The following is an 18,471-nucleotide window of genomic DNA, read 5'->3' as shown; positions in this document are numbered from 1 at the left end:
CGACACGAAGCCTCGGCCACCCGAACAATCGACCAACCCAAGCCGCTCCATCTCGGGCGACACGAAGCCCCAGCCAACCACACGATCGACAGCCCCAAGCCACTCCGCCCCCGTGTGACGGGAAGCCTCAGTCGCCCAGGCGGTCGGCCACCTCGAGCCACTCCGCTTCGATCGTGTCCTTCTGGGTGTTGATCTCGCGCAGCTGGGCGTCGAGGGAGCCCAGCTTCTCGTAGTCGCTGGCCGCGTCGGCCATGGCCGCGTGGAGGCGGGACTCCTGGTCGCTCAGCTTGTCGAGCTGGCGTTCCAGACGGTTGAGCTCCTTGCGCAGCTCGCGCTCCTCCTTGGCCGACAGCCCCTCATCGGGCGTGGACGTACCCGCGACGCCCCCCGATGCGGCGGCGGCACTGGGCGCCTGCGCGATCGTGGCGTTGGCCGAGGTGCCGAGGCGGGCGGTCAGGGCCGTGCCGGCCGCGCGGCGTTCGAGATATTCGTCCACCCCGCCGGGCAGCAGCGAGAGCTTGCCGTCACCGAGCAGCGCCACGCAGCGATCGGTCACCCGCTCCAGGAAGTAGCGGTCGTGGCTCACCAGGACCAGCGTGCCGGGCCAGGCGTCCAGCAGGTCCTCAAGCTCGTTGAGCGTCTCGATGTCGAGGTCGTTGGTGGGCTCGTCGAGCAGCAGGACGTTGGGGTCGTCCATGAGGAGCCTGAGCAGCTGCAGCCGCCGCCGCTCACCGCCGGACAGATCGCCGACGACCTTCCACTGCGCCTCGCCCTTGAACCCCAGGCGTTCGAGCAGCTGAGAGGCCGTCCACTCCCGCTTGCCGACCTGGAGGTACTTGCGTACCTCCTCCACCGACTCCAGCACCCGCCGCGCCGGATCCAGCTCGGCCAGCTCCTGGGACAGGTGCGCGAGGCGTACCGTCTTGCCCTTGATCACGCGCCCGGAGTCGGGCACCACCGTGCCGGCGAGCAGGCGCAGCACCGACGACTTGCCGGAGCCGTTCACCCCGATCAGCCCGATGCGGTCTCCCGGGCCGAACTGCCACGTGAGATCGTCGAGCACCAGCGGCCCGCTGTCCGGCCCGCCGGCGTGCAGCGTGACGTCCTCGAGGTCGTAAACGGTCCTGCCGAGGCGCGCTGCGGCGAACTTCATCAGCTCGACGGTCTCGCGCGCCGGAGGCTCGTTCGCGATCAGAGCCTGAGCGGCCTCGATGCGGAACTTCGGCTTGGACGTGCGGGCAGGCGGACCACGGCGCAGCCAGGCGATCTCCTTGCGCATGAGGTTCTGGCGGCGCTCCTCGGCGGCCTGCGCGATCCGCGCCCGTTCGGCCTTCGCGAGCACGTAAGCGGCATAGCCACCCTCATACCGCTCGACCCGCCCGTCCACGACCTCCCACGTACGGCTCGACACGGCGTCGAGGAACCACCGGTCGTGCGTCACGGCCACCAGCGCGCTCTTGCTCGCCGCCAGATGCCCGGCCAGCCAGGCGATGGCCTCGATGTCGAGGTGGTTCGTGGGCTCGTCCAGCATGATCAGGTCATGGTCGTCGATGAGCAGCTGCGCCAGCGCCGCACGCCTGCGCTCCCCACCGGACAGATCGCCGGCCCTGGCGTCAAGGTCGAGATCGCCGATCAGGTTGGCGAGGATCTCGCGTACGCGCTGATCCCCCGCCCACTCGTGCTCGGCCCGCTCGCCGAGGACGATCTCGCGCACGGCGGTGCCGGCGTCGAGCGTGTCCTGCTGCGACAGGAACCCGACCCGCAGGCCCCGGTTATGCGTGACCCGCCCCTTGTCAGGCTGTACCGCTCCCGCGATCACGGACAGGAGGGTCGTCTTCCCGCCCCCGTTACGACCGACGACACCGATGCGCTCGCCTGCCTCGACACCCAGGGATACGTCGCTGAGGAGCGGCTTGGGGCCGTACGCATGGGAAACCGACTCAAGATTGACCAGATTCATGACCTCCCCAGGGTATCGGCTCCCCGCCCACCCGACGCCCGACGATTCGCCCACCTCCTCCCCTCGTAACGCCCGGCAGCACTTCCGGCCAGCCGTACACACGCACAACCTGCTCACGAGACGCACGTCGTAGAAGACGTCTCGGTCGTCGTAGAGACGTCCATCCCGGGGAAAGTCCACGTCTCTGCCGGTACCCGTCACCGCAGGAGACGCCCACGTCCCATGAGGCATCGCCACCGCAGGAGGCGCTCACGTCACGAAAAAGCACCCCCATCGCAGGAGACATCCACATCCCATGAGGCATCGCCACCGCAGGAAGCGTTCACACCACGATGAAGCACCCCCATCGCAGGAGACGCCCACATCCCATGAGGCATCGCCATCGCGGGAAGCGTTCACATCCAACAGGGGGCATCCGTCACCGAAGGGGACGTGCGTCGCAGGAGTCCACGCCGCGATGAGGCGCTCATCGCAAGAGACGCCCAAGCCGCGATCGGACGGCCGTTGCTGGAAGCCTACGTCGTAGGGCGTCCCCGTCGCAGAACCCCACACCGCGATGAGGCGCTTATCGCAAGAGACGCCCAGGCCGCGATCGGGCGGCCGTTGCTGGAAGCGTGCGTCGTAGGGCCGTCCTCGTCACAGGAGACGTCCATCGCGGGAACGCCCATGCTCCAGTGAGGATCTGGGGCAAATGTCTACGAACTTGACTCTGCGTGTTGATGAGTTGGGCGTTCCCGAGGTCATCTTTCGAGAACCGCATGTCAGGGCGGCGGGCCTCGATAACATCGAGTGTCCTTGACCCCGGCAAGTGATGAGAGTGGCAGAAGATCGATGAGTTCGGTGACCGTACGTGTGCCCGCGAAGGTCAACGTACAGCTTTCTGTCGGCCCGCTCAGGGAAGATGGCTACCACGACCTGGTGAACGTCTTCCACGCAGTATCGATCTTCGATGAGGTGGTAGCCAAGGAGTCCGAGTCGATCACCGTGGCGGTGAACGGGAAGTGGTCCGACCAGGTGCCGACAGACGAGAGCAACCTGGCGATCCGGGCCGCTCGGGCGCTTGCCAAGCACGCGGGTCGCACGTACGGCGTCGATCTGATCATCCAGAAGGACATCCCCGTGGCAGGCGGGATGGCGGGCGGCAGCGCCGACGCCGCCGGTGCGCTGGTGGCGTGCAACGAGCTGTGGGGTCTGGGGTTGCCGTTCGAAGACCTCATGGAGATCGCCGGCGACCTCGGCAGCGACGTCCCGTTCTCCCTGCTCGGGGGCACGGCGGTCGGCACCGGTCGCGGTGAGCAGCTGAGCGAGCTGCCCACCGGGGGGACGTTCCACTGGGTGTTCGCGCTGGCGGACGGCGGGCTCTCCACGCCCAGCGTCTACGCCGAGTGCGACCGGCTCAGGGCGGCCGAAGGGGCCGAGGTGCCGTGGGCTCAGCTGGACGACTCCCTGATGGAGGCGCTGGGCACGGGCGACGCGTACTCCCTGGGTGCCCACCTGAGCAACGACCTCCAGTCGGCCGCGCTCAGTCTGAGGCCGGAACTCGCGCCCACGCTGGACGCCGGCCGCCAGCACGGGGCCCTGGGCGCGATCGTCTCGGGGTCGGGCCCGACGTGCGCCTTCCTGGCCATCGACGCCCTCCACGCCCGCGACCTGGCCCTCAGCCTGACCACCACCGGCGCCGCACACACGGCCGTGGCTGCTCACGGCCCGGTCCAGGGCGCCACCTTGGTCTGATCCCCGGCCTCTCGTATAGCGCGCGCCCACGCCCCGGTCTAGGACGTCGCCCTGGTCTGGCACTTGGCCTCTCGCATAGCGTTGGCGCCCACGCTCCGGTCTTGGATGCAGCCCTGGTCTGGCTCTCGTCCTCCCACGTAGCGTTGGCGCCCACGGGCCGGTCCAGGACGCCAACTTGGCCTGATCCCCGGCCACCCACACAACGTTGGCGCCCACGCCCTGGTCCAGGATGCCGCCCTGGTGGCACTCTCGTCCTCCCGCGTAGCGTTGGTTTGCGGGGTATCGGCCTGAGCAGCCGGTCCGCCGTGAGTGACCAATGAGGCTGAGGTGACGAGGGGGGCCGCGATGGCCGGGGTGACGGTGGTTGAGGTGGGGCAGTGGCGGGGGTCCGGGGCTCCCACGGCTGAGCGCCTGCGGGAAGGGGCGCGGTTGCTGGCCGAGATGGTGGGGGCGGCGGATCAGCGGGTTTGTGTCGAAGTTGATGACGATCTTCGCTCGACGGCTGTGAAGGTTCGTGCGGCGGTCGGGCAGGCTCAAGGTGGGCTCCTGGTCACCGTTGGCGGGGATTGCGGGGTTGAGCTCGAGCCGGTTGCGGCGGCTCGGGAGCGGTACGGGGATCGGCTCGTGGTGGTCTGGTTCGATGCCCACGGGGATCTGAACACGCCTGAGTCGTCGCCTTCCGGGGCCTATCACGGGATGGTGCTGCGGGCGCTCACCGGGGAAGGGCCCGAGGGGCTGGTGGCTCGGGAGCCGGTGGCGCCTGGGCGGATCGTGCTCGTGGGAGTGCGGGACCTCGATTCGGGTGAGGCCGCCTTTGTCGAGGAGCACGGGGTCCGGCATCTTCCGGTGGTGGACGGCGCGGGGCTGGTCGCGGCGATCGAGGGCTGTGGTGCTGGGGCGCTCGGGGATGACGGCCCTGAGGGGCGCGAGCCTGTCGTCTACGTTCATATCGATCTCGATGTGCTCGATCCTCTGGTCTTCCGGAGTGTGGGGTGTCCTACGCCGGGTGGGCTGCAGCCTGAACAGTTGCTCTCGCTCGTCGCCGCCCTTACCGAGCGGTTCGAGGTGGCGGGGTTGGGGCTCACGGAGTACGAGCCGTCCAGGCAGGAAGATCAGGAGTTGCTCTCCGGGTTGGTCGGCGAGCTGGTGAAGGTCTGTGCTCAGCCTGGACGTACGACGCCGCGGTAGGCGGAGCGGAAATACGGCGAGGCCAGGAAGTTGGTCTTTCTGACCACGTCGCCGGTTCTGGGGGCGTGGATCATGAGGCCATCCCGGAGGAACAGGGCCACATGGGTCGGGTCGCCCGTGCCGCCGCCGAAGAAGAGCAGGTCGCCTGCGCGTCGCGCGCGGAACGGGATCCTGCGGCCCTGGCGGAACTGGGCGCCGGTGTAGTGGGTGAGGGCGATGCCGGCTTTCGACCAGGCGTAGAGGGTCAGGCCGCTGCAGTCGAAGCCCCTTGTGCCGGCGCCCCTTCCGATGCCGATGGTGGGGCCTTTCGCTGAGCCGCCGCCCCAGGAGAAGGAGACTCCCAATTGGTCCAGGGCGGCCGAGACGGCGATCTGGCCCCTTGTGAGGGTGGTGATCCTGCCGCCGGGGGTGCGTAGGAGTGAATCGAGCCCGGTTGCGGGATCCGTGGCCCTCCCGTCTGAGGTGCGTTGAAGGGGCACGGCTTCGGGGTTGATGGTCAGGATCCTGCGTTGGGGTGGGGTCGCTGCGGTTTGGGCGGAGGTCGGGACGGTGGCCAGAGTCCTGGGTTGGGGACGGGTCGCTGCGGTTTGGGCGGAGATCGGGACGGTGGCCAGAGTCCTGGGTTGGGGCCGGGTTGCTGCGGTTTGGGCCGAGGCCGGGAGGGGGGTCAGGGCCCTGGGTTGGGGCCAGGGCCGGGGCCGGGTCGCCGCTGCTTGGGCGGAGGTCGGGAGGGGGGTCAGGACTGCGATGAGCCCGCCGAAGAGGACGCCGCCGAGGGTGAGCCTGAGGAAGGTGGGGAGGGTGATCATGGTGGCCTCCTGACCGTGTGGTGGGTGTGGAGGCCAGGATCATTCGGTGGCGGGAGATGGGGTTGGGCCGAGCGTGATTCTGTGGAAAACGGGAGGCTGGGTGGGTGGGGCTGTGGACGACGACATCGGATCTGTGCACCGCGCGTGAATGGGGTGCCGGCCGGGAGGGGGTACCGGGCGGGGTGGGTCGGGCACCGGTCGGGAGGACTGGTTGGGCGCCGACCCGGAGAGTCGGTTGAGGCGCCGGAGGGAAGCGCAGGGTTGGGCACCGGACGGAAGGGGCGCCGTGGGGCATCCCAGAACGGCTGGTTGAGCACCTGCCGGGACGGTGGGTCAGGGCACCCGGGTGGAAGGGCGAGGTGAGGTGCCGGGCCGGGCCGGAGGGCGGGGCAGGGTATCGGGCGAGAGGGCGAGGTGGGGGAGTGCCGGGCCGGAGGTGCCGGGCCGGAGGGTGAGGTGGGGGGTGGCCCTGGGCGGCGGCACGGGGTGACGGCACGGGGTGACGGCACGGGGTGACGGCACGGGGTGACGGCACGGGGTGACGGCACGAGGTGACGGCACGAGGTGACGGCACGAGGTGACGGCACGAGGTGACGGCACGGGGGGTGGGCAGGGTGACGGATGGGTGGGGGCGCGGGACGTGGGGAGGGGACGCGGAGGGGGTTAGGGCTTGAGTTCGGCTATGCGGGCGAAGGATGTGATGTCCAGTTGCTCCCCGCGGGCCGAGGGGTCCACGCCGGCCGCCCTCAGTGCCGCCTCCGCCCGGGCCGCGCTGCCCGCCCAGCCCGCCAGGGCCGCCCGCAGGGTCTTTCTGCGCTGGGCGAAGGCGGCGTCCACCACCGCGAACACCTCCTCGCGCGACGCGCTCGTCGTGGGCGGCTCGCGGCGCACCATGGAGACGAGGCCGGAATCGACGTTGGGGATGGGCCAGAAGACGGTACGGCCGACCGGGCCGGCGCGGCGTACGTCCGCGTACCAGGCGGCCTTGATCGACGGAATCCCGTACACCTTCGAGCCGGGGCCGGCGGCGAGGCGGTCGGCGACCTCCGACTGGACCATGACCAGGCCCTTGCGCAGGGACGGCAGGACCTCGAGAAGGTGGAGCACCACCGGGACGGCCACGTTGTAGGGGAGGTTGGCGACGAGTGCGGTGGGGGCGAATCCGGACAGATCGTCCGGGGTGATCCTCATGGCGTCCGCGTTCACGACCGTGAGCTTGTCGAGCCCGCCGCGGTCTGCCACCGTGATGGGGAGCTGGCCCGCCAGCACCGGGTCGATCTCGACCGCCACCACGTGCGCGGCGGAGGGCAGGAGGGCGAGGGTGAGCGAGCCGAGGCCCGGCCCCACCTCGATGACCACGTCGTTCTCCGAAAGATCGGCCACGCGGACGATGCGCCGGACGGTTCCTGCGTCGATCACGAAGTTCTGGCCTAGCTTTTTTGTCGGACGAAGATCTAGCTTGTCCGCCAAAATACGTATTTCTGCAGGGCCCAACAGCCTCATCATCCAACCAGTCTCTCGCATCGAAGAACCATCGATGGCGCTTGGGGAGACCAAAGGAGAGGATGGCGTGGAACAGGAAGGGACGTCCCTCATGGAGCCAACGGGCGCCGCGCCGCTCCGCCCGACGGACTTGCGGGAAATCGGACCGTACCGGCTGCTCGGCCGGCTCGGCGAGGGCGGGATGGGAACCGTGTTCCTCGCGCGGGCACCGACGGGTCGATTCGTCGCGCTCAAGGTCGTCAAGGCGGAGTTCGCCAACCAGGAGGGTTTCGCGGCCAGGTTCCATGCGGAGGTCGAGAACGCTCGCCGGGTGGCGTCGTTCTGCACTGCCCAGGTGCTGGACAACGGCAACACCGGGGACGGACGTCCGTACATGGTGACCGAGTACATCGCGGGCACCCCGCTCTCGGAGCAGATCGCGAAATACGGCTCCCTCGAACCGGGGCCGCTGCACGGCGTCGCGCTGGGGGTCGCGGCGGCGCTGGCGGCGATCCACGTGGCCGGTCTCGTGCACAGAGACCTCAAACCGGCGAACGTGATCCTTTCGTTGTCGGGGCCCAGAGTGATCGACTTCGGCATCGCCAGGGCGCTCGACCGGGAGACCGGGTTCACGCTCTCCGGCGAACTGCTGGGCAGCCCCGGATGGTGGGCCCCGGAGCAGGTGCGCGGCGAGGTGGTCAGCCCGGCGGCCGACATCTTCGCCTGGGGCTGCCTGGTGGCGTACGCGGGCAACGGACGGCACCCGTTCGGCCGCGGCGACCCCATCACGCTGGCCACGCGCGTGCTGAACGCCCCGCCCGAGCTGGGCGTGCTGCCCGCGCCGCTCAACGAGTTAGTACGGCGGGCCACCTCCATGGACCCCACCGTGCGCCCGTCGGCGCAGGATCTCCTGATCGCCCTGGTGGGAGGCAGTACGCCGGCGCGCCCCGCCGATCCGCCCACCTTGGTCGCGACCGAGATGCTCAACGAATGGCAGCCGCCGCAGAATGTCGTGGATGAGCCGGATATCACGGCTACTTTCACGACACCGCCGCCGAGCGATGCCACTGGTAGAACCCCGAGCATCCCGGGCGGCGCGGCCAACCCGGTCAGCCCTCCCAACCCGAGCCTCCCTGGCGCCTCCAGCGCCTCGGGGGCGCCCAGTGTGCCGGGCTCGTTCGGGAACGCGGGCGCGCCCCCTCAGCCGTCGGTCGAGGAGCTGGCGCGCAGGGAGGAAGAGGCCGCCAAGGAGGAGTTCGCGCGCTGGGAGGCGCAGGCGCGGCAGCGGGAGCAGGCTCAGGCCGAAGCCCTGGCCAAGAAGAAGGAGCAGGCCCGCTCGGGTGGACCGGAAGCCCAGGTGCAGCTGCGTCAGGGCAGCCTGCCCGGCGACAACACCCGGCCGCCCGAAACCCTGGCGGGCAACGACGAACCCGACACCCTCGGCGGCTCCAGGACGACGGGCACCCGGTGGCTCATCGCCGCCGCGGCCGCCGTGCTGGCCATCGTCGTGACGGTGGCCGTACTGATCGTCACCTCCGCCCGCAACACGCCCACCACCGCCACCCCCGGCACCCCCGGCACCCCGTCCCAGACGACCGGCACCGCCGGCCCGAACGACGTGGGCCGCCGCTTCGCGCTGGGCGCCAACTTCGACGACCCCGTCGCGATCGTCGCGTCGGCGCCGGAGTGCGGGCTGAAGGAGTACGAGGGCAAGACCGCCACCCAGGGCCAGCTCTGCGTGATCCGCTGGACGATGCTCAACCCCGGCGGCGAGCGCAGGCAGCTGATCCAGCCCGTCGTCACCATGGTCGACGACCGGGGCGGCGAACACGACCCGGCCGCCCTCACCCTGCCCCCGGCCATTCTGCCGGGCGGGCGGGTGGACAGCGCGTTCGTGTTCGACCTGGCGATGTACCGCAAACCCGTGAAGCTGACGGCGACCATGCTCGAGAACGGCAAGCAGATCGAGGTCGCGCTGTGATGATCCGATCCGCGCTCATCGCGCTCATGCTCGCGACGGGGACACCGCTCATGCACACCGGCGCGGCGGCCTGCGCCGGAGCCGCCGACTTCGACGGTGACGGCGTGGACGACGTCGCCGTGGGCGACCCGTTCGCGGACGACCAGAAGGGCTCGGTGAGCGTGCTGTCGGGCGACAAGGTCGTCCCCGTCACCGTTCCCGACCTGGCCAGGGGCGACGCCTTCGGCTGGTCCGTACGGCTGGCCAAGGTCGACGCCGACGCCTGCGCCGACCTGGTGATCGGCGCGCCGTACGCGGACGTGGACGGCACCGAGGACGCCGGCGCCGCGTACGTCGTCTACGGCGGCGGCGCCACGCCTCCCCAGCGGCTGACCGCGGCCCAGCCCCAGCGGTTCGCGCACTTCGGCTGGTCGCTGGCCGCGCGCGGCGACCTGCTGGCGATCAGCGCGCCGTACGAGGACGAGGGACGGCTCCCCGACGTGGGCGCGATCTACGTACGCCAGGGCACCGGCCAGTTGCGCAGGATCAGCCAGGAGTCCGACGACGTGCGGGGCAACAGCGAGGTCGGCGACCAGTTCGGCTGGTCGATGGCGTTCGGGCCGAAGAACGAGCTGGTCGTCGGCGTCCCGTACGAGAACGACGACGGCGCCGGCCGCCAGGTCGAGACCGGCAAGATCGACTCGGGGTCCGTGGTCTTCATCGACGACGTGCTGGCACCCAAGATCACCTCGTTCAAGCTGGACTCGCCGACCGACGTCTCCGGCGACAGGTTCGGCTACTCGGTGGTGTACGGCGAGGGCTCCGGGTACGCGGTGAGCTCCCCCGGCCCCGGGTACGTGCAGCTGCTCGACCTCGGCAGGAAACCGACGCGGAGGGTGACGCAGGAGGGCAAGCAGGCGTTCGGGTTCTCGATGGCGGCGTCGGCGGACGGCAGGCTGGCCATCGGCGCCCCGTACGGGGGCGGTGTCCGGGTGGTCTCCTGGAAGAACGCGGCCGAGGATCGGCAGCTGGCGACCGGCGACGGGCTGTCCGGGTGGTCGGTGGCGTTCAGCGGCAACAAGCTGTTCGTGGGGCAGCCGGACGCGCGGCCGTACGGGAGGGTGGCGGTGGCCGGGCGGAACGCCGAGACGCTCCAGCCGATCCAGCCGACCAAGGGCGCGGATTTCGGGGTGTCCCTGTCGGGATGACCCCTACTGGGCCGGGTCGAAGAGGCGGTCGGCGCAGTTCGGCCACTGGGTCTGCCAGCGGCTGCCCATCTGCTGGTAGAGGACCTGCGCCCGGTACGTCTGCTCCTCCGCCGGCCACGTGCTGGGGATCCCCATCCCGCCTGCGGCCTGCCACACGGGCAGGCTGAACTGGTACATCCCGTAGTACGGCCCGTCCGGGTTGTAGGCCTGGGGGTCGCCCTGAGCCGCGCACACGGCCAGGGCCTGCCAGTTGAGCCGCAGGACCTCCGGGCGGATCGGTACGGTGTGCGATGGTGTGACCGTGATGACCGTCCCGTCCTTGGGGAAGCTGCCGAGCGGCGGGTTCACCACGTAGCCGCGGCGCAGCGGGATGCGCTTCTGCCTGAGCACCTCGCGTACCGTCCTGGCGGTGGTGCGCGAGGCGATCCGGCTCGTGCCGGCGACCACGTACACCCTGCGCCGGGTGTAGACGGTCAGCTCCATCCCCGACAGCGGCACCGCGCCGTCCGGCGGCGCGGAGAGCTTGCCGGCGGCCGGGGTGAGGTCGAGTTCGGCGAGGGCGTCGCCGACGTTCGTGGCGGTGACCAGGTGCCGGCTGGTGCGGCCGTCCAGGGTCAGGGTGATCGGGCGGGCGTGGCGAACCTCGATGGTGGATCCGTCGGTGACGTCCTCGTGGGCGGGAGGTCGTACGAGGTCGCCGTACCCCACCGAGACCCCGGCCTCCGCGAGCACGTCGTGCACGGTCCCCGCGAACGCGCGGACCTGCGACTGCCTGCCGTCGACGATCACGACGACCTCTTTGACCAGGGACGACACCGACACGAGCGCCCCCAGCGCCACCATGCCCGCCAGGCACACCACCGGCGTCCACGGCGAACGCCACGGGATCGGGGGACGAGGCGCGCGCCTCTTACCTCGCACGAAGCACCTCCGGGTGCGGCCACGGGCCGCCCGATTCCGGTAACGGTCAGGACCGCCCGAACGTTAGCGTCGCGCTCGTCCCCGCAGCCGCGGGTTCATCAAAAGATGGTCACCACTCGCCGAAGACCATGACTCCGTTGGCACTGATCGCCTCGCACAACTGATCCGGATGGACCCCTTTGACCTCCGCCAGGCAGCGCAAAGTGAGGGGGATGAGGTAGGGAGCGTTGGGCTTGCCGCGGTGCGGGACCGGCGGCAGGTAGGGGGCGTCGGTTTCGACCAGCATGAGCTCCTGCGGGGCGGTCTGGGCGGCCTCGCGGAGGTAGGCGGCGTTCTTGTACGTCACAGGCCCGGAAAAAGACATGAAATATCCGGCTTCGACACACTTTTTCGCCATTTCGGCGTCGCCCGAGAAGCTGTGGAAGACGACCTTGTCCGGCGCGCCCTCCTCCGCCAGCACCCTCAGCACGTCGTCATGCGCGTCGCGATCGTGGATGACCAGCGCCTTGCCGGTGCGCTTGGCGATCTCGATGTGCGCGCGGAAGCTCGCGTGCTGGTCCTCCTTGCTCGCCCAGTCACGGAAGTAGTCGAGCCCGGTCTCCCCCACCGCCCGCACCTCCGGCCGCCGCGCGAGGCTCTCGATCTCCGCCAGGACCTCCGCCGTGGCCTCGTGGGCCTCGTTCGGGTGGATGGCCACCCCGGCGTACACGCCCTCCTGCTCGGCCGCCACGTCGGCGTTCCACCTGGAGGATCGCAGGTCGTAGCCGATGGTGACCAGCCGCGTCACGCCGACCGCCCTGGAGTCCTCCAGGATGCTCCGAACACTGGCCTCCGACGCCTGCGCGGCCTGCGCCACCGGATCGCCGGATGACGCCTGCCTGTTGCCGACCATGATGTCGAGATGGCAGTGGCTGTCGAACACCGGTGCGGAAAGCGGCTCGGGAGCGGCGGGAAGCTTGGTCACGAGTTCTAAAGTAGCGTCCATGCGGTTCGGCATCCTCGGCAGCACCATGGCCTGGCGCGCGGACGGGGGCGAGGTGCCGCTCGGCGGTCCCGCGCGGCGGGCGCTGCTGGCGCTGCTGCTGCTCCGCCCCGGGGAGGTGGTCACCCGGGATCGGCTCGTCGACGTCCTCTACGGGGACCGGGCCCACGGCGACGCGGTGCACGCGCTGCACTCGCAGGTGTCCCGGCTGCGGCGGGACGGGGTCGCGATCGAGCTGACCGAGCTCGGTTACCGGCTGCTCGCCGCGCCCGACGACATCGACGCCCACCGTTTCCTGCGCCTCGCCGACGCGGGCCGGGACGCCTTGGAGGATGGCGGGAACCCCGTCCGGGCAGCGGGGCTGCTGTGGGAGGCGCTGGCGCTGTGGCGGGGGTCGGCGGTCGCGGACCTGGACCCCGAGCACGGAGCCTTCCTGGAGGAGCGGCGGCTGGCCGCGCTCGAAGACCGGATCGAGGCAGACCTGCGGCGCGGCACCCACCGGGAGGTCGTGGCGGAGCTGGGCGAGCTGATCGAGCGGCACCCACTGCGGGAACGGCTGCGCGGCCAGCTCATGCGTGCCCTCCAGGCGGACGGGCGGCCCGCGGAGGCGCTGGTGGTGTTCGAGGACACCCGGCGGCTGCTGGCGGACGAGCTGGGCGCGGATCCGTCGTCCGAGCTGGCCGACCTGCACGGCCGCCTGCTGCGCGGGGCGGCCGATCCTGTCGCGCCGGTGCGGCGCGCGCTGCCGGCCAGGCTGACGAGCTTCGTCGGACGGGAGGCCGACGTGGCGGCAGTGTCCGCGCTGCTCGGCTCCGCGCGCCTGGTGACCCTGCTGGGGCCGGGCGGCGCGGGCAAGACCCGGCTGTCGGTCGAGGTCGCCCGGTCGCTCGCCGAGCCGCCGCTGGGCGATACCCGGGAGCCGGTCGAGGTGGTGCTGGTCGAACTGGCCTCAGCGCGCGCCGGCGCGTCGAGGACGAACACAGCGGGGCCAGAGGCGGCGGGGGTAGGCGTGGATCTCGCGCAGGTCGTGCTCGGCGCGCTCGGCGTGCGGGAGAGCGGCCTGCTGGGCGGCCGCGCCATCGGGCCGGGAGAGCGGTCCGCGCCGACGGACCGGCTGGTCGCGGCGCTGGCCGGGCGGCCGATGCTGCTGGTCCTCGACAACTGCGAGCACGTCGTCCACGACGCCGCCGAGCTCGCCGAACGCCTGCTCTCCGCCTGCCCCGACCTTCGCGTCCTCGCCACCAGCCGCGAGCCGCTGGCCATCACGGCCGAGCACGTCTGGCCGGTGCACCCGCTCGCCCCCGCCGACGCCGTCCGGCTCTTCACCGACCGGGCCGCCGCCGCGAGCCCGGGTTTCACCCCGGACGAGTCGGTCGAGCGCATCTGCGCGGCACTCGACGGGCTCCCCCTGGCCATCGAGCTCGCCGCCGCCCGCCTGCGTACGCACGGGGCCCACGAGCTGGCCGTACGGCTGGCGGACCAGGATCGGTTCAGCCTGCTGTCGCGCGGCAGCCGGACGGCCGACCCCCGGCACCAGACCCTGCGCGCGGTCGTCGCGTGGAGCTGGGAGCTGCTCACCGACCGGGAGAAGGCCATGGCCGGGCGCCTGACCGTCTTCTCCGGCGGCGCCACGGCCACGGCCGCCGCCGAGGTGTGCGGGCTGGCGGACGCCGAGGACCTCCTGGTTTCCCTGGCCGACAAATCGCTCCTCCAGCCGGGCGGCGGCCGTTATCGCATGCTGGAGACCATCCGCGCGTTCTGCGCCGAGCAACTGGCCGGCGAGGCGCACACCGTACGGAAAGCACACGCCGCGTACTTCCTCGGCCTGGCCGAGCGCTCCGACCCGCACCTGCGCGGCGCCGACCAGCTTCACCACCTCGACCTGCTCGCCGCGGAGCACGACAACCTGCAGGCGGCGCTGCGCTGGGCGGCTGAATCCGGGGAGGTGGCGCTCGGCATGCGGCTGCTGGCGGCCCAGTCGTCGTACCTGTGGATGCGCGGCATGCGGGCCGCCGCGACCGCCCCGGCGGTGGCGCTGCTGGAGGCGGCGGGTCCCGCGCCGGATCCGGAGCTGGGCGAGGCGTACGTGCTGTGCCTGCTGTCCGCGCTGGCCGGGAGCACCGGCAGGGACGCCTGGGAGAGCCACAAGAACCTCGCCGAGACGATGGTCACCGACGGCTCCGGGGCGCGGCGGTACCCGCTCGTCACGTTCCTGTGGCCGATGATCACGGCGGGTTCGATCGATCCGACGGTGGCGCTCACGGTGCTGCGGCGGGCCGCGCGGGACGGAGACCCGTGGGAGCGGGCGATAGCCCGGTTCATCTGGGCCTATCCGCAGATGACCGCCGGGGAGTTCGCCTCGGCGGAGGCCGATCTGACGGCGGCGCTCGACCAGTTCAGGGCGCTCGGCGACCGCTGGGGCATGGCGCTGGCCCTGGACGGGCTCTCGTGGCTGGCGGGCACCTGCGGCGACGACGCGACGGCCGTGGCGCGCGTGGAGGAGGCGATCGCGCTGGCCGAGCAGCTCGGGGCCGAGGAGGATCTGCCCGACCTGCTGTGCAACCGCGGCGATCACCGCATCGCGACCGACCCTGCCGGGGCGCGGGCCGACTACGAACGGGCCGCCGAGCTGGCGGGGCGGGTGGGCCTGCCGACGTACCTGGCCTCGGCGCTGCGCGGGCTCGGTGACGTGGCCGCCGCGAAAGGCGACCTGGCACGGGCGCGGGAGCTGTACGAGCGGGCGCTGCGGCAGTCGGACCCCGCATGGGTCAAATCGGCGGGGAACCTGGCCCGGCTCCACGTCGGCCTGGGCCGGGTGGCCGAGGCCGAAGGGGATCGGAAGACGGCCAGAGAGTCCTACGAGCGGGCGGTGGCGGGCGCGATCGAGTCGGGCGCGCTGCCCGAGACCGCCCGGGCGTTCGAGGCGCTGGCCGCGCTGGCGTTCCTTGACGACGACGCCGAGCGGGCGGCCACGCTGTTGGGGGCCGCCGTCGCCATGCGGGGCATCGAGCTGCCCCAGGAGCCCGAGGTCGCGCAGCGGGTGCGTGCGGCGCTGGGCGACCAGGCCTACGCGCGGGCCCGGCGGGCGGGCGCCCGGCTCTCCCACCGGGAGGCGCTGGCGCTCGCCGGGGTGCCCGACGAGGTCGTCGACCGCTCACCGCTGAGCGCCATCGCCGCCGTCACCGATCAGCCGACCCCGTGGTGAGAGTCCGGTGAGGGCGCGGTGAGACCGGATCGGCAGGGTCAGGGGCATGGACATCCTGATCTCCGGCGCGAGCGTCGCCGGCCCCGCGCTCGCCCTCTGGCTCACCCGGTACGGCCACCGCACCACCGTCGTCGAACGCGCCCCCGCCCTCCGTGAGGGCGGCTACGCCGTGGACTTCCGCGGCGAGGCGCACCTGACCGTCCTTCGCAAGATGGGCATCCTGGACGCCGTCGAACGCGAGCAGACCCACATGGGCGCCATGTGGAACGTCAACGAGGCAGGCAGGAAGCTCGTGGCCATGCCCGAAGACCTGTTCGCGGGCGACATCGAGATCCTCCGCGGCGACCTGGCCCGCATCCTGTACGACGCCACCCAGGCCCACACCGAGTACGTCTTCGGCGACTCCATCACGGCCGTCGACCAGGACGCGGACGGGGTGACGGTCACCTTCGAGCGGAGCCCGGCCAGGCGCTTCGACCTCGTGGTGGGCGCGGACGGCCTGCACTCGAACGTGCGATCCCTGGCCTTCGGTCCCGAGCGGGACTACCTGTCGTACCTGGGGCTCTACTCGGCGGTGTTCACGATCGACAACTACCTCGGGCTCGACCACAGCGGTCACGCCTACAACGTCCCGGGCAAGATGGCCGCGATCTACAGCGCGAGGGGGAACGCCGAGGCCAAGGCCGTGTTCTGGTTCGGCTCGCCGCCGCTCGACCACGACCGGCACGACGTCGCCCGCCAGCAGGAGCTCCTGGAGCGGGCGTACGAGGGCGTCGGCTGGGAGGTCCCGGAGCTGATGCGCAGGATGCGGCGGACGGACGACTTCTACTTCGACTCGGTCGGCCAGATCCGCCTGGACTCCTGGTCACGCGGCCGGGTGGTGCTGCTGGGCGACGCCGCGTGCTGCGCCTCGCCGCTGTCCGGCATGGGCACCGGACTGGCGATGGTGAGCGCGTACGTGCTGGCGGGCGAGCTGGCCGCGGCAGGCGGTGACCACCGCGCCGCCTTCGCCGGCTACGAGCGGGAGGTGCGCGCCTACGCCGAGGGGTGCCAGCGGTCGGCCGTGGGCGTCAGCAAGTTCATGGTCCCGGAGAACAGGTTCATGGCCTGGTTCATGAACCAGAACTACCGGCTCCTGCCGTATCTGCCGTGGAAGGGGCTGATGGCGAAGTCGGTCAGGAAGACCGCCGGCGCCATCAGCCTCAAGGACTACGGGGCCTACGAGGTCACTCGCCCAGCCGGGCCAGCTCCTCGTCCACGACCTTCGGGTCGAGCTTCTTGAACAGCGGCACGGGCGGCGCGAGCGGCGTGCCCGGCTTGATCGGCCGGTGCTCCCACCGGGCCGCCCCGTCGTACTCGCCGGTGATCACCGGGTAGGGGGTGCCGCCGTCCTCGTCGACCTCGCGGATCTCCGGCATGCCCGACCACACGCCCTCGCCGCCGAGCATGGTGAAGACCTTGTTGGACGAGCTGGGCAGGAACGGCGTGAGCATCGTCTTGGCGTCGTCGACGACCTGGAGCGCGACGTGCAGGATCGACTTCTGCCGCTCCGGGTCCTCCTTGAGCTTCCACGGCTCCTGCTCGGCCAGGTATTTGTTGGCCTCACGGACCACGTCGAACGCCTCGTTGATCCCGTTCTTGAAGCGCGACCTGCTCAGCTCCTCACCCACCGGCGCGAACGCCTTGCGCGAGCGCTCCAGCAGGGCCCGGTCGGCGTCGGTGAGGTCGCCCGGCTCGGGCACGGCCCCGAAGTTCTTGGCCGCCATCGAGATCGACCGGTTGACCAGGTTTCCCCAGGCCGCGACCAGCTCGCCGTTGTTGCGGTTGACGAACTCCTGCCAGGTGAAATCGGTGTCCTGGTTTTCCGGTCCGGCCACCGCGATGTAGTAGCGAAGGGCGTCGGCGTCGTAACGCGCCAGGAAATCTCTCACGTAAATTACTACTTGCCTGGACGAGGAGAACTTCTTGCCCTCCATCGTCAGGAACTCGCTGGAGACCACCTCGGACGGCACCTGGAGCCCGCCGAGCGAGCCCGGCGTGCCGGCGCGGTCGCCCTGCCCGCTGTAGCCGTACAGCATCGCCGGCCAGATCTCGGCGTGGAAGACGATGTTGTCCTTGCCCATGAAGTAGTAGCCGCGGGCGTCGGGGTTCTGCCACCACTGGCGCCACGCGTCGGGGTCGCCCGAGCGCCTGGCCCACTCGATGGACGCCGACAGGTAGCCGATCACCGCGTCGAACCACACGTAGAGCCGCTTGTTGGGCTGGTCGCGCCAGCCGTCGAGCGGGATCGGCACGCCCCAGTCGAGGTCGCGGCTGATCGCGCGCGGCTGCAGGTCGCCGAGCAGGTTGAGCGCGAACTTCAGCACGTTGGGCCGCCACTCGCCCTGCTTGGACTGCAGGTAGGAGCCGAGGACCTCGGTGAAGGCGGGCAGGTCGAGCATGAAGTGCTCGGTCTCGACGAACGTGGGCGTCTCGCCGTTGATGCGGCTCTTGGGGTTGATCAGCTGGATCGGGTCGAGCTGGTTGCCGCAGTTGTCGCACTGGTCGCCGCGCGCGCCGTCGTAGCCGCAGATGGGGCAGGTGCCCTCGATGTAGCGGTCGGGCAGGGTGCGGCCGGTCGAGGGGGAGATCGCCCCCATCGTGGTCTTGGGGAAGATATAGCCGTTGTCGAAGAGGCCCTTGAAGATCTCTTGTGTGACGGCGTAGTGGTTTTTCGTCGTGGTCCTGGTGAACAGGTCGTAGGAGAGCCCGAGCCCGGTGAGGTCCTCGGCGATGACGCGGTTGTAGCGGTCGGCCAGCTCCCTGGCGGTCACGCCTTCCTTGTCGGCCTGCACCTGGATGGGCGTGCCGTGCTCGTCGGTGCCTGACACCATCAGCACCTTGTTGCCCGCCATCCGCTGGTAGCGGCTGAAGACGTCGGACGGCACGCCGAACCCGGAGACGTGCCCGATGTGGCGGGGGCCGTTTGCGTACGGCCACGCGACGGCGGTCAAGATGTGCTGGGACATAGTCCTTAGCCTAC

12 protein-coding genes are annotated in these 18,471 nt (G+C 70.9%); 6 read left to right on the top strand and 6 right to left on the bottom strand.

The window, feature by feature from the left end:
* Nucleotides 1-127: 127 nt before the first annotated feature.
* A complete protein-coding gene (locus tag ACWEPL_RS10890; RefSeq protein ID WP_452435931.1) occupies nucleotides 128-1,960 on the bottom strand; it encodes an ABC-F family ATP-binding cassette domain-containing protein in 1,833 nt (610 codons plus the stop codon).
* A gap of 831 nt (nucleotides 1,961-2,791) precedes the next feature.
* Between ACWEPL_RS10890 and ACWEPL_RS10885 the strand changes: the two genes are divergently transcribed.
* Both ACWEPL_RS10885 and ACWEPL_RS10880 read left to right on the top strand, forming a co-directional pair.
* Nucleotides 2,792-3,694, top strand: a complete 903-nt coding sequence (locus ACWEPL_RS10885; RefSeq protein ID WP_452435930.1) for a 4-(cytidine 5'-diphospho)-2-C-methyl-D-erythritol kinase — start codon at nucleotides 2,792-2,794, stop codon at nucleotides 3,692-3,694.
* 429 nt (nucleotides 3,695-4,123) lie between these two features.
* On the top strand, nucleotides 4,124-4,882 hold the full coding sequence (locus ACWEPL_RS10880) for an arginase family protein (RefSeq protein ID WP_452435929.1): 759 nt from the start codon (nucleotides 4,124-4,126) through the stop codon (nucleotides 4,880-4,882).
* On the opposite strand, the gene ACWEPL_RS10875 is transcribed toward ACWEPL_RS10880, so the two are convergent.
* Together ACWEPL_RS10875 and rsmA are read right to left on the bottom strand one after the other, a co-directional pair.
* Nucleotides 4,855-5,226: an NlpC/P60 family protein gene (locus ACWEPL_RS10875; protein ID WP_350725856.1), complete on the bottom strand. Its 372-nt coding sequence runs from the start codon at nucleotides 5,224-5,226 to the stop codon at nucleotides 4,855-4,857. The genes ACWEPL_RS10880 and ACWEPL_RS10875 overlap by 28 nt on opposite strands.
* Before the next feature lie 1,128 nt (nucleotides 5,227-6,354).
* Nucleotides 6,355-7,215, bottom strand: coding sequence for a 16S rRNA (adenine(1518)-N(6)/adenine(1519)-N(6))-dimethyltransferase RsmA (rsmA, locus tag ACWEPL_RS10870; RefSeq protein ID WP_452435928.1), 861 nt, complete (start codon nucleotides 7,213-7,215; stop codon nucleotides 6,355-6,357).
* Nucleotides 7,216-7,261: 46 nt separating this feature from the next.
* Here rsmA and ACWEPL_RS10865 point away from each other — a divergent pair, with 46 nt between their 5' ends.
* Both ACWEPL_RS10865 and ACWEPL_RS10860 read left to right on the top strand, forming a co-directional pair.
* Nucleotides 7,262-9,154 (top strand): protein kinase domain-containing protein, encoded by a 1,893-nt coding sequence (locus ACWEPL_RS10865; RefSeq protein WP_452435927.1) that lies wholly within the window; start codon nucleotides 7,262-7,264, stop codon nucleotides 9,152-9,154.
* On the top strand, nucleotides 9,154-10,341 hold the full coding sequence (locus tag ACWEPL_RS10860) for a hypothetical protein (protein WP_452435982.1): 1,188 nt from the start codon (nucleotides 9,154-9,156) through the stop codon (nucleotides 10,339-10,341). Before ACWEPL_RS10865 ends, ACWEPL_RS10860 begins: the two co-directional genes overlap by 1 nt.
* Nucleotides 10,342-10,344: 3 nt before the next feature.
* On the opposite strand, the gene ACWEPL_RS10855 is transcribed toward ACWEPL_RS10860, so the two are convergent.
* On the bottom strand, nucleotides 10,345-11,262 hold the full coding sequence (locus tag ACWEPL_RS10855) for a ubiquitin-like domain-containing protein (protein ID WP_452435926.1): 918 nt from the start codon (nucleotides 11,260-11,262) through the stop codon (nucleotides 10,345-10,347).
* 109 nt (nucleotides 11,263-11,371) lie between these two features.
* On the bottom strand, nucleotides 11,372-12,247 hold the full coding sequence (locus tag ACWEPL_RS10850) for a TatD family hydrolase (protein ID WP_363970629.1): 876 nt from the start codon (nucleotides 12,245-12,247) through the stop codon (nucleotides 11,372-11,374).
* Between ACWEPL_RS10850 and ACWEPL_RS10845 the strand changes: the two genes are divergently transcribed.
* Nucleotides 12,246-15,449 (top strand): BTAD domain-containing putative transcriptional regulator, encoded by a 3,204-nt coding sequence (locus tag ACWEPL_RS10845; RefSeq protein ID WP_452435925.1) that lies wholly within the window; start codon nucleotides 12,246-12,248, stop codon nucleotides 15,447-15,449. The two genes, ACWEPL_RS10850 and ACWEPL_RS10845, sit on opposite strands and share 2 nt — an antisense overlap.
* 46 nt (nucleotides 15,450-15,495) lie before the next feature.
* Nucleotides 15,496-16,731, top strand: coding sequence for an FAD-dependent monooxygenase (locus ACWEPL_RS10840; RefSeq protein WP_452435924.1), 1,236 nt, complete (start codon nucleotides 15,496-15,498; stop codon nucleotides 16,729-16,731).
* On the opposite strand, the gene metG is transcribed toward ACWEPL_RS10840, so the two are convergent.
* Entirely contained in the window at nucleotides 16,676-18,457 is a 1,782-nt protein-coding gene (gene metG / locus ACWEPL_RS10835; protein ID WP_350725869.1) for a methionine--tRNA ligase, read from the bottom strand. The genes ACWEPL_RS10840 and metG overlap by 56 nt on opposite strands.
* Nucleotides 18,458-18,471: the final 14 nt, after the last annotated feature.

It is taken from the genome of Nonomuraea sp. NPDC004186 (assembly GCF_053603495.1).
The sequence above is the reverse complement of the archived record's forward strand: the minus strand, read 5'-3'. Positions and strand labels throughout refer to the sequence as shown.

Excerpts from the sequence above, each read along its gene's own strand:
- ACWEPL_RS10890 (WP_452435931.1), bottom strand. The coding sequence starts at position 1,960 with ATGAATCTGGTCAATCTTGAGTCGGTTTCCCATGCGTACGGCCCCAAG.
- ACWEPL_RS10885 (WP_452435930.1), top strand. The coding sequence starts at position 2,792 with ATGAGTTCGGTGACCGTACGTGTGCCCGCGAAGGTCAACGTACAGCTT.
- rsmA (WP_452435928.1), bottom strand. The coding sequence starts at position 7,215 with ATGCGAGAGACTGGTTGGATGATGAGGCTGTTGGGCCCTGCAGAAATA.
- ACWEPL_RS10860 (WP_452435982.1), top strand. The coding sequence starts at position 9,154 with ATGATCCGATCCGCGCTCATCGCGCTCATGCTCGCGACGGGGACACCG.
- ACWEPL_RS10845 (WP_452435925.1), top strand. The coding sequence starts at position 12,246 with ATGCGGTTCGGCATCCTCGGCAGCACCATGGCCTGGCGCGCGGACGGG.
- ACWEPL_RS10850 (WP_363970629.1), bottom strand. The coding sequence starts at position 12,247 with ATGGACGCTACTTTAGAACTCGTGACCAAGCTTCCCGCCGCTCCCGAG.
- ACWEPL_RS10840 (WP_452435924.1), top strand. The coding sequence starts at position 15,496 with ATGGACATCCTGATCTCCGGCGCGAGCGTCGCCGGCCCCGCGCTCGCC.
- metG (WP_350725869.1), bottom strand. The coding sequence starts at position 18,457 with ATGTCCCAGCACATCTTGACCGCCGTCGCGTGGCCGTACGCAAACGGC.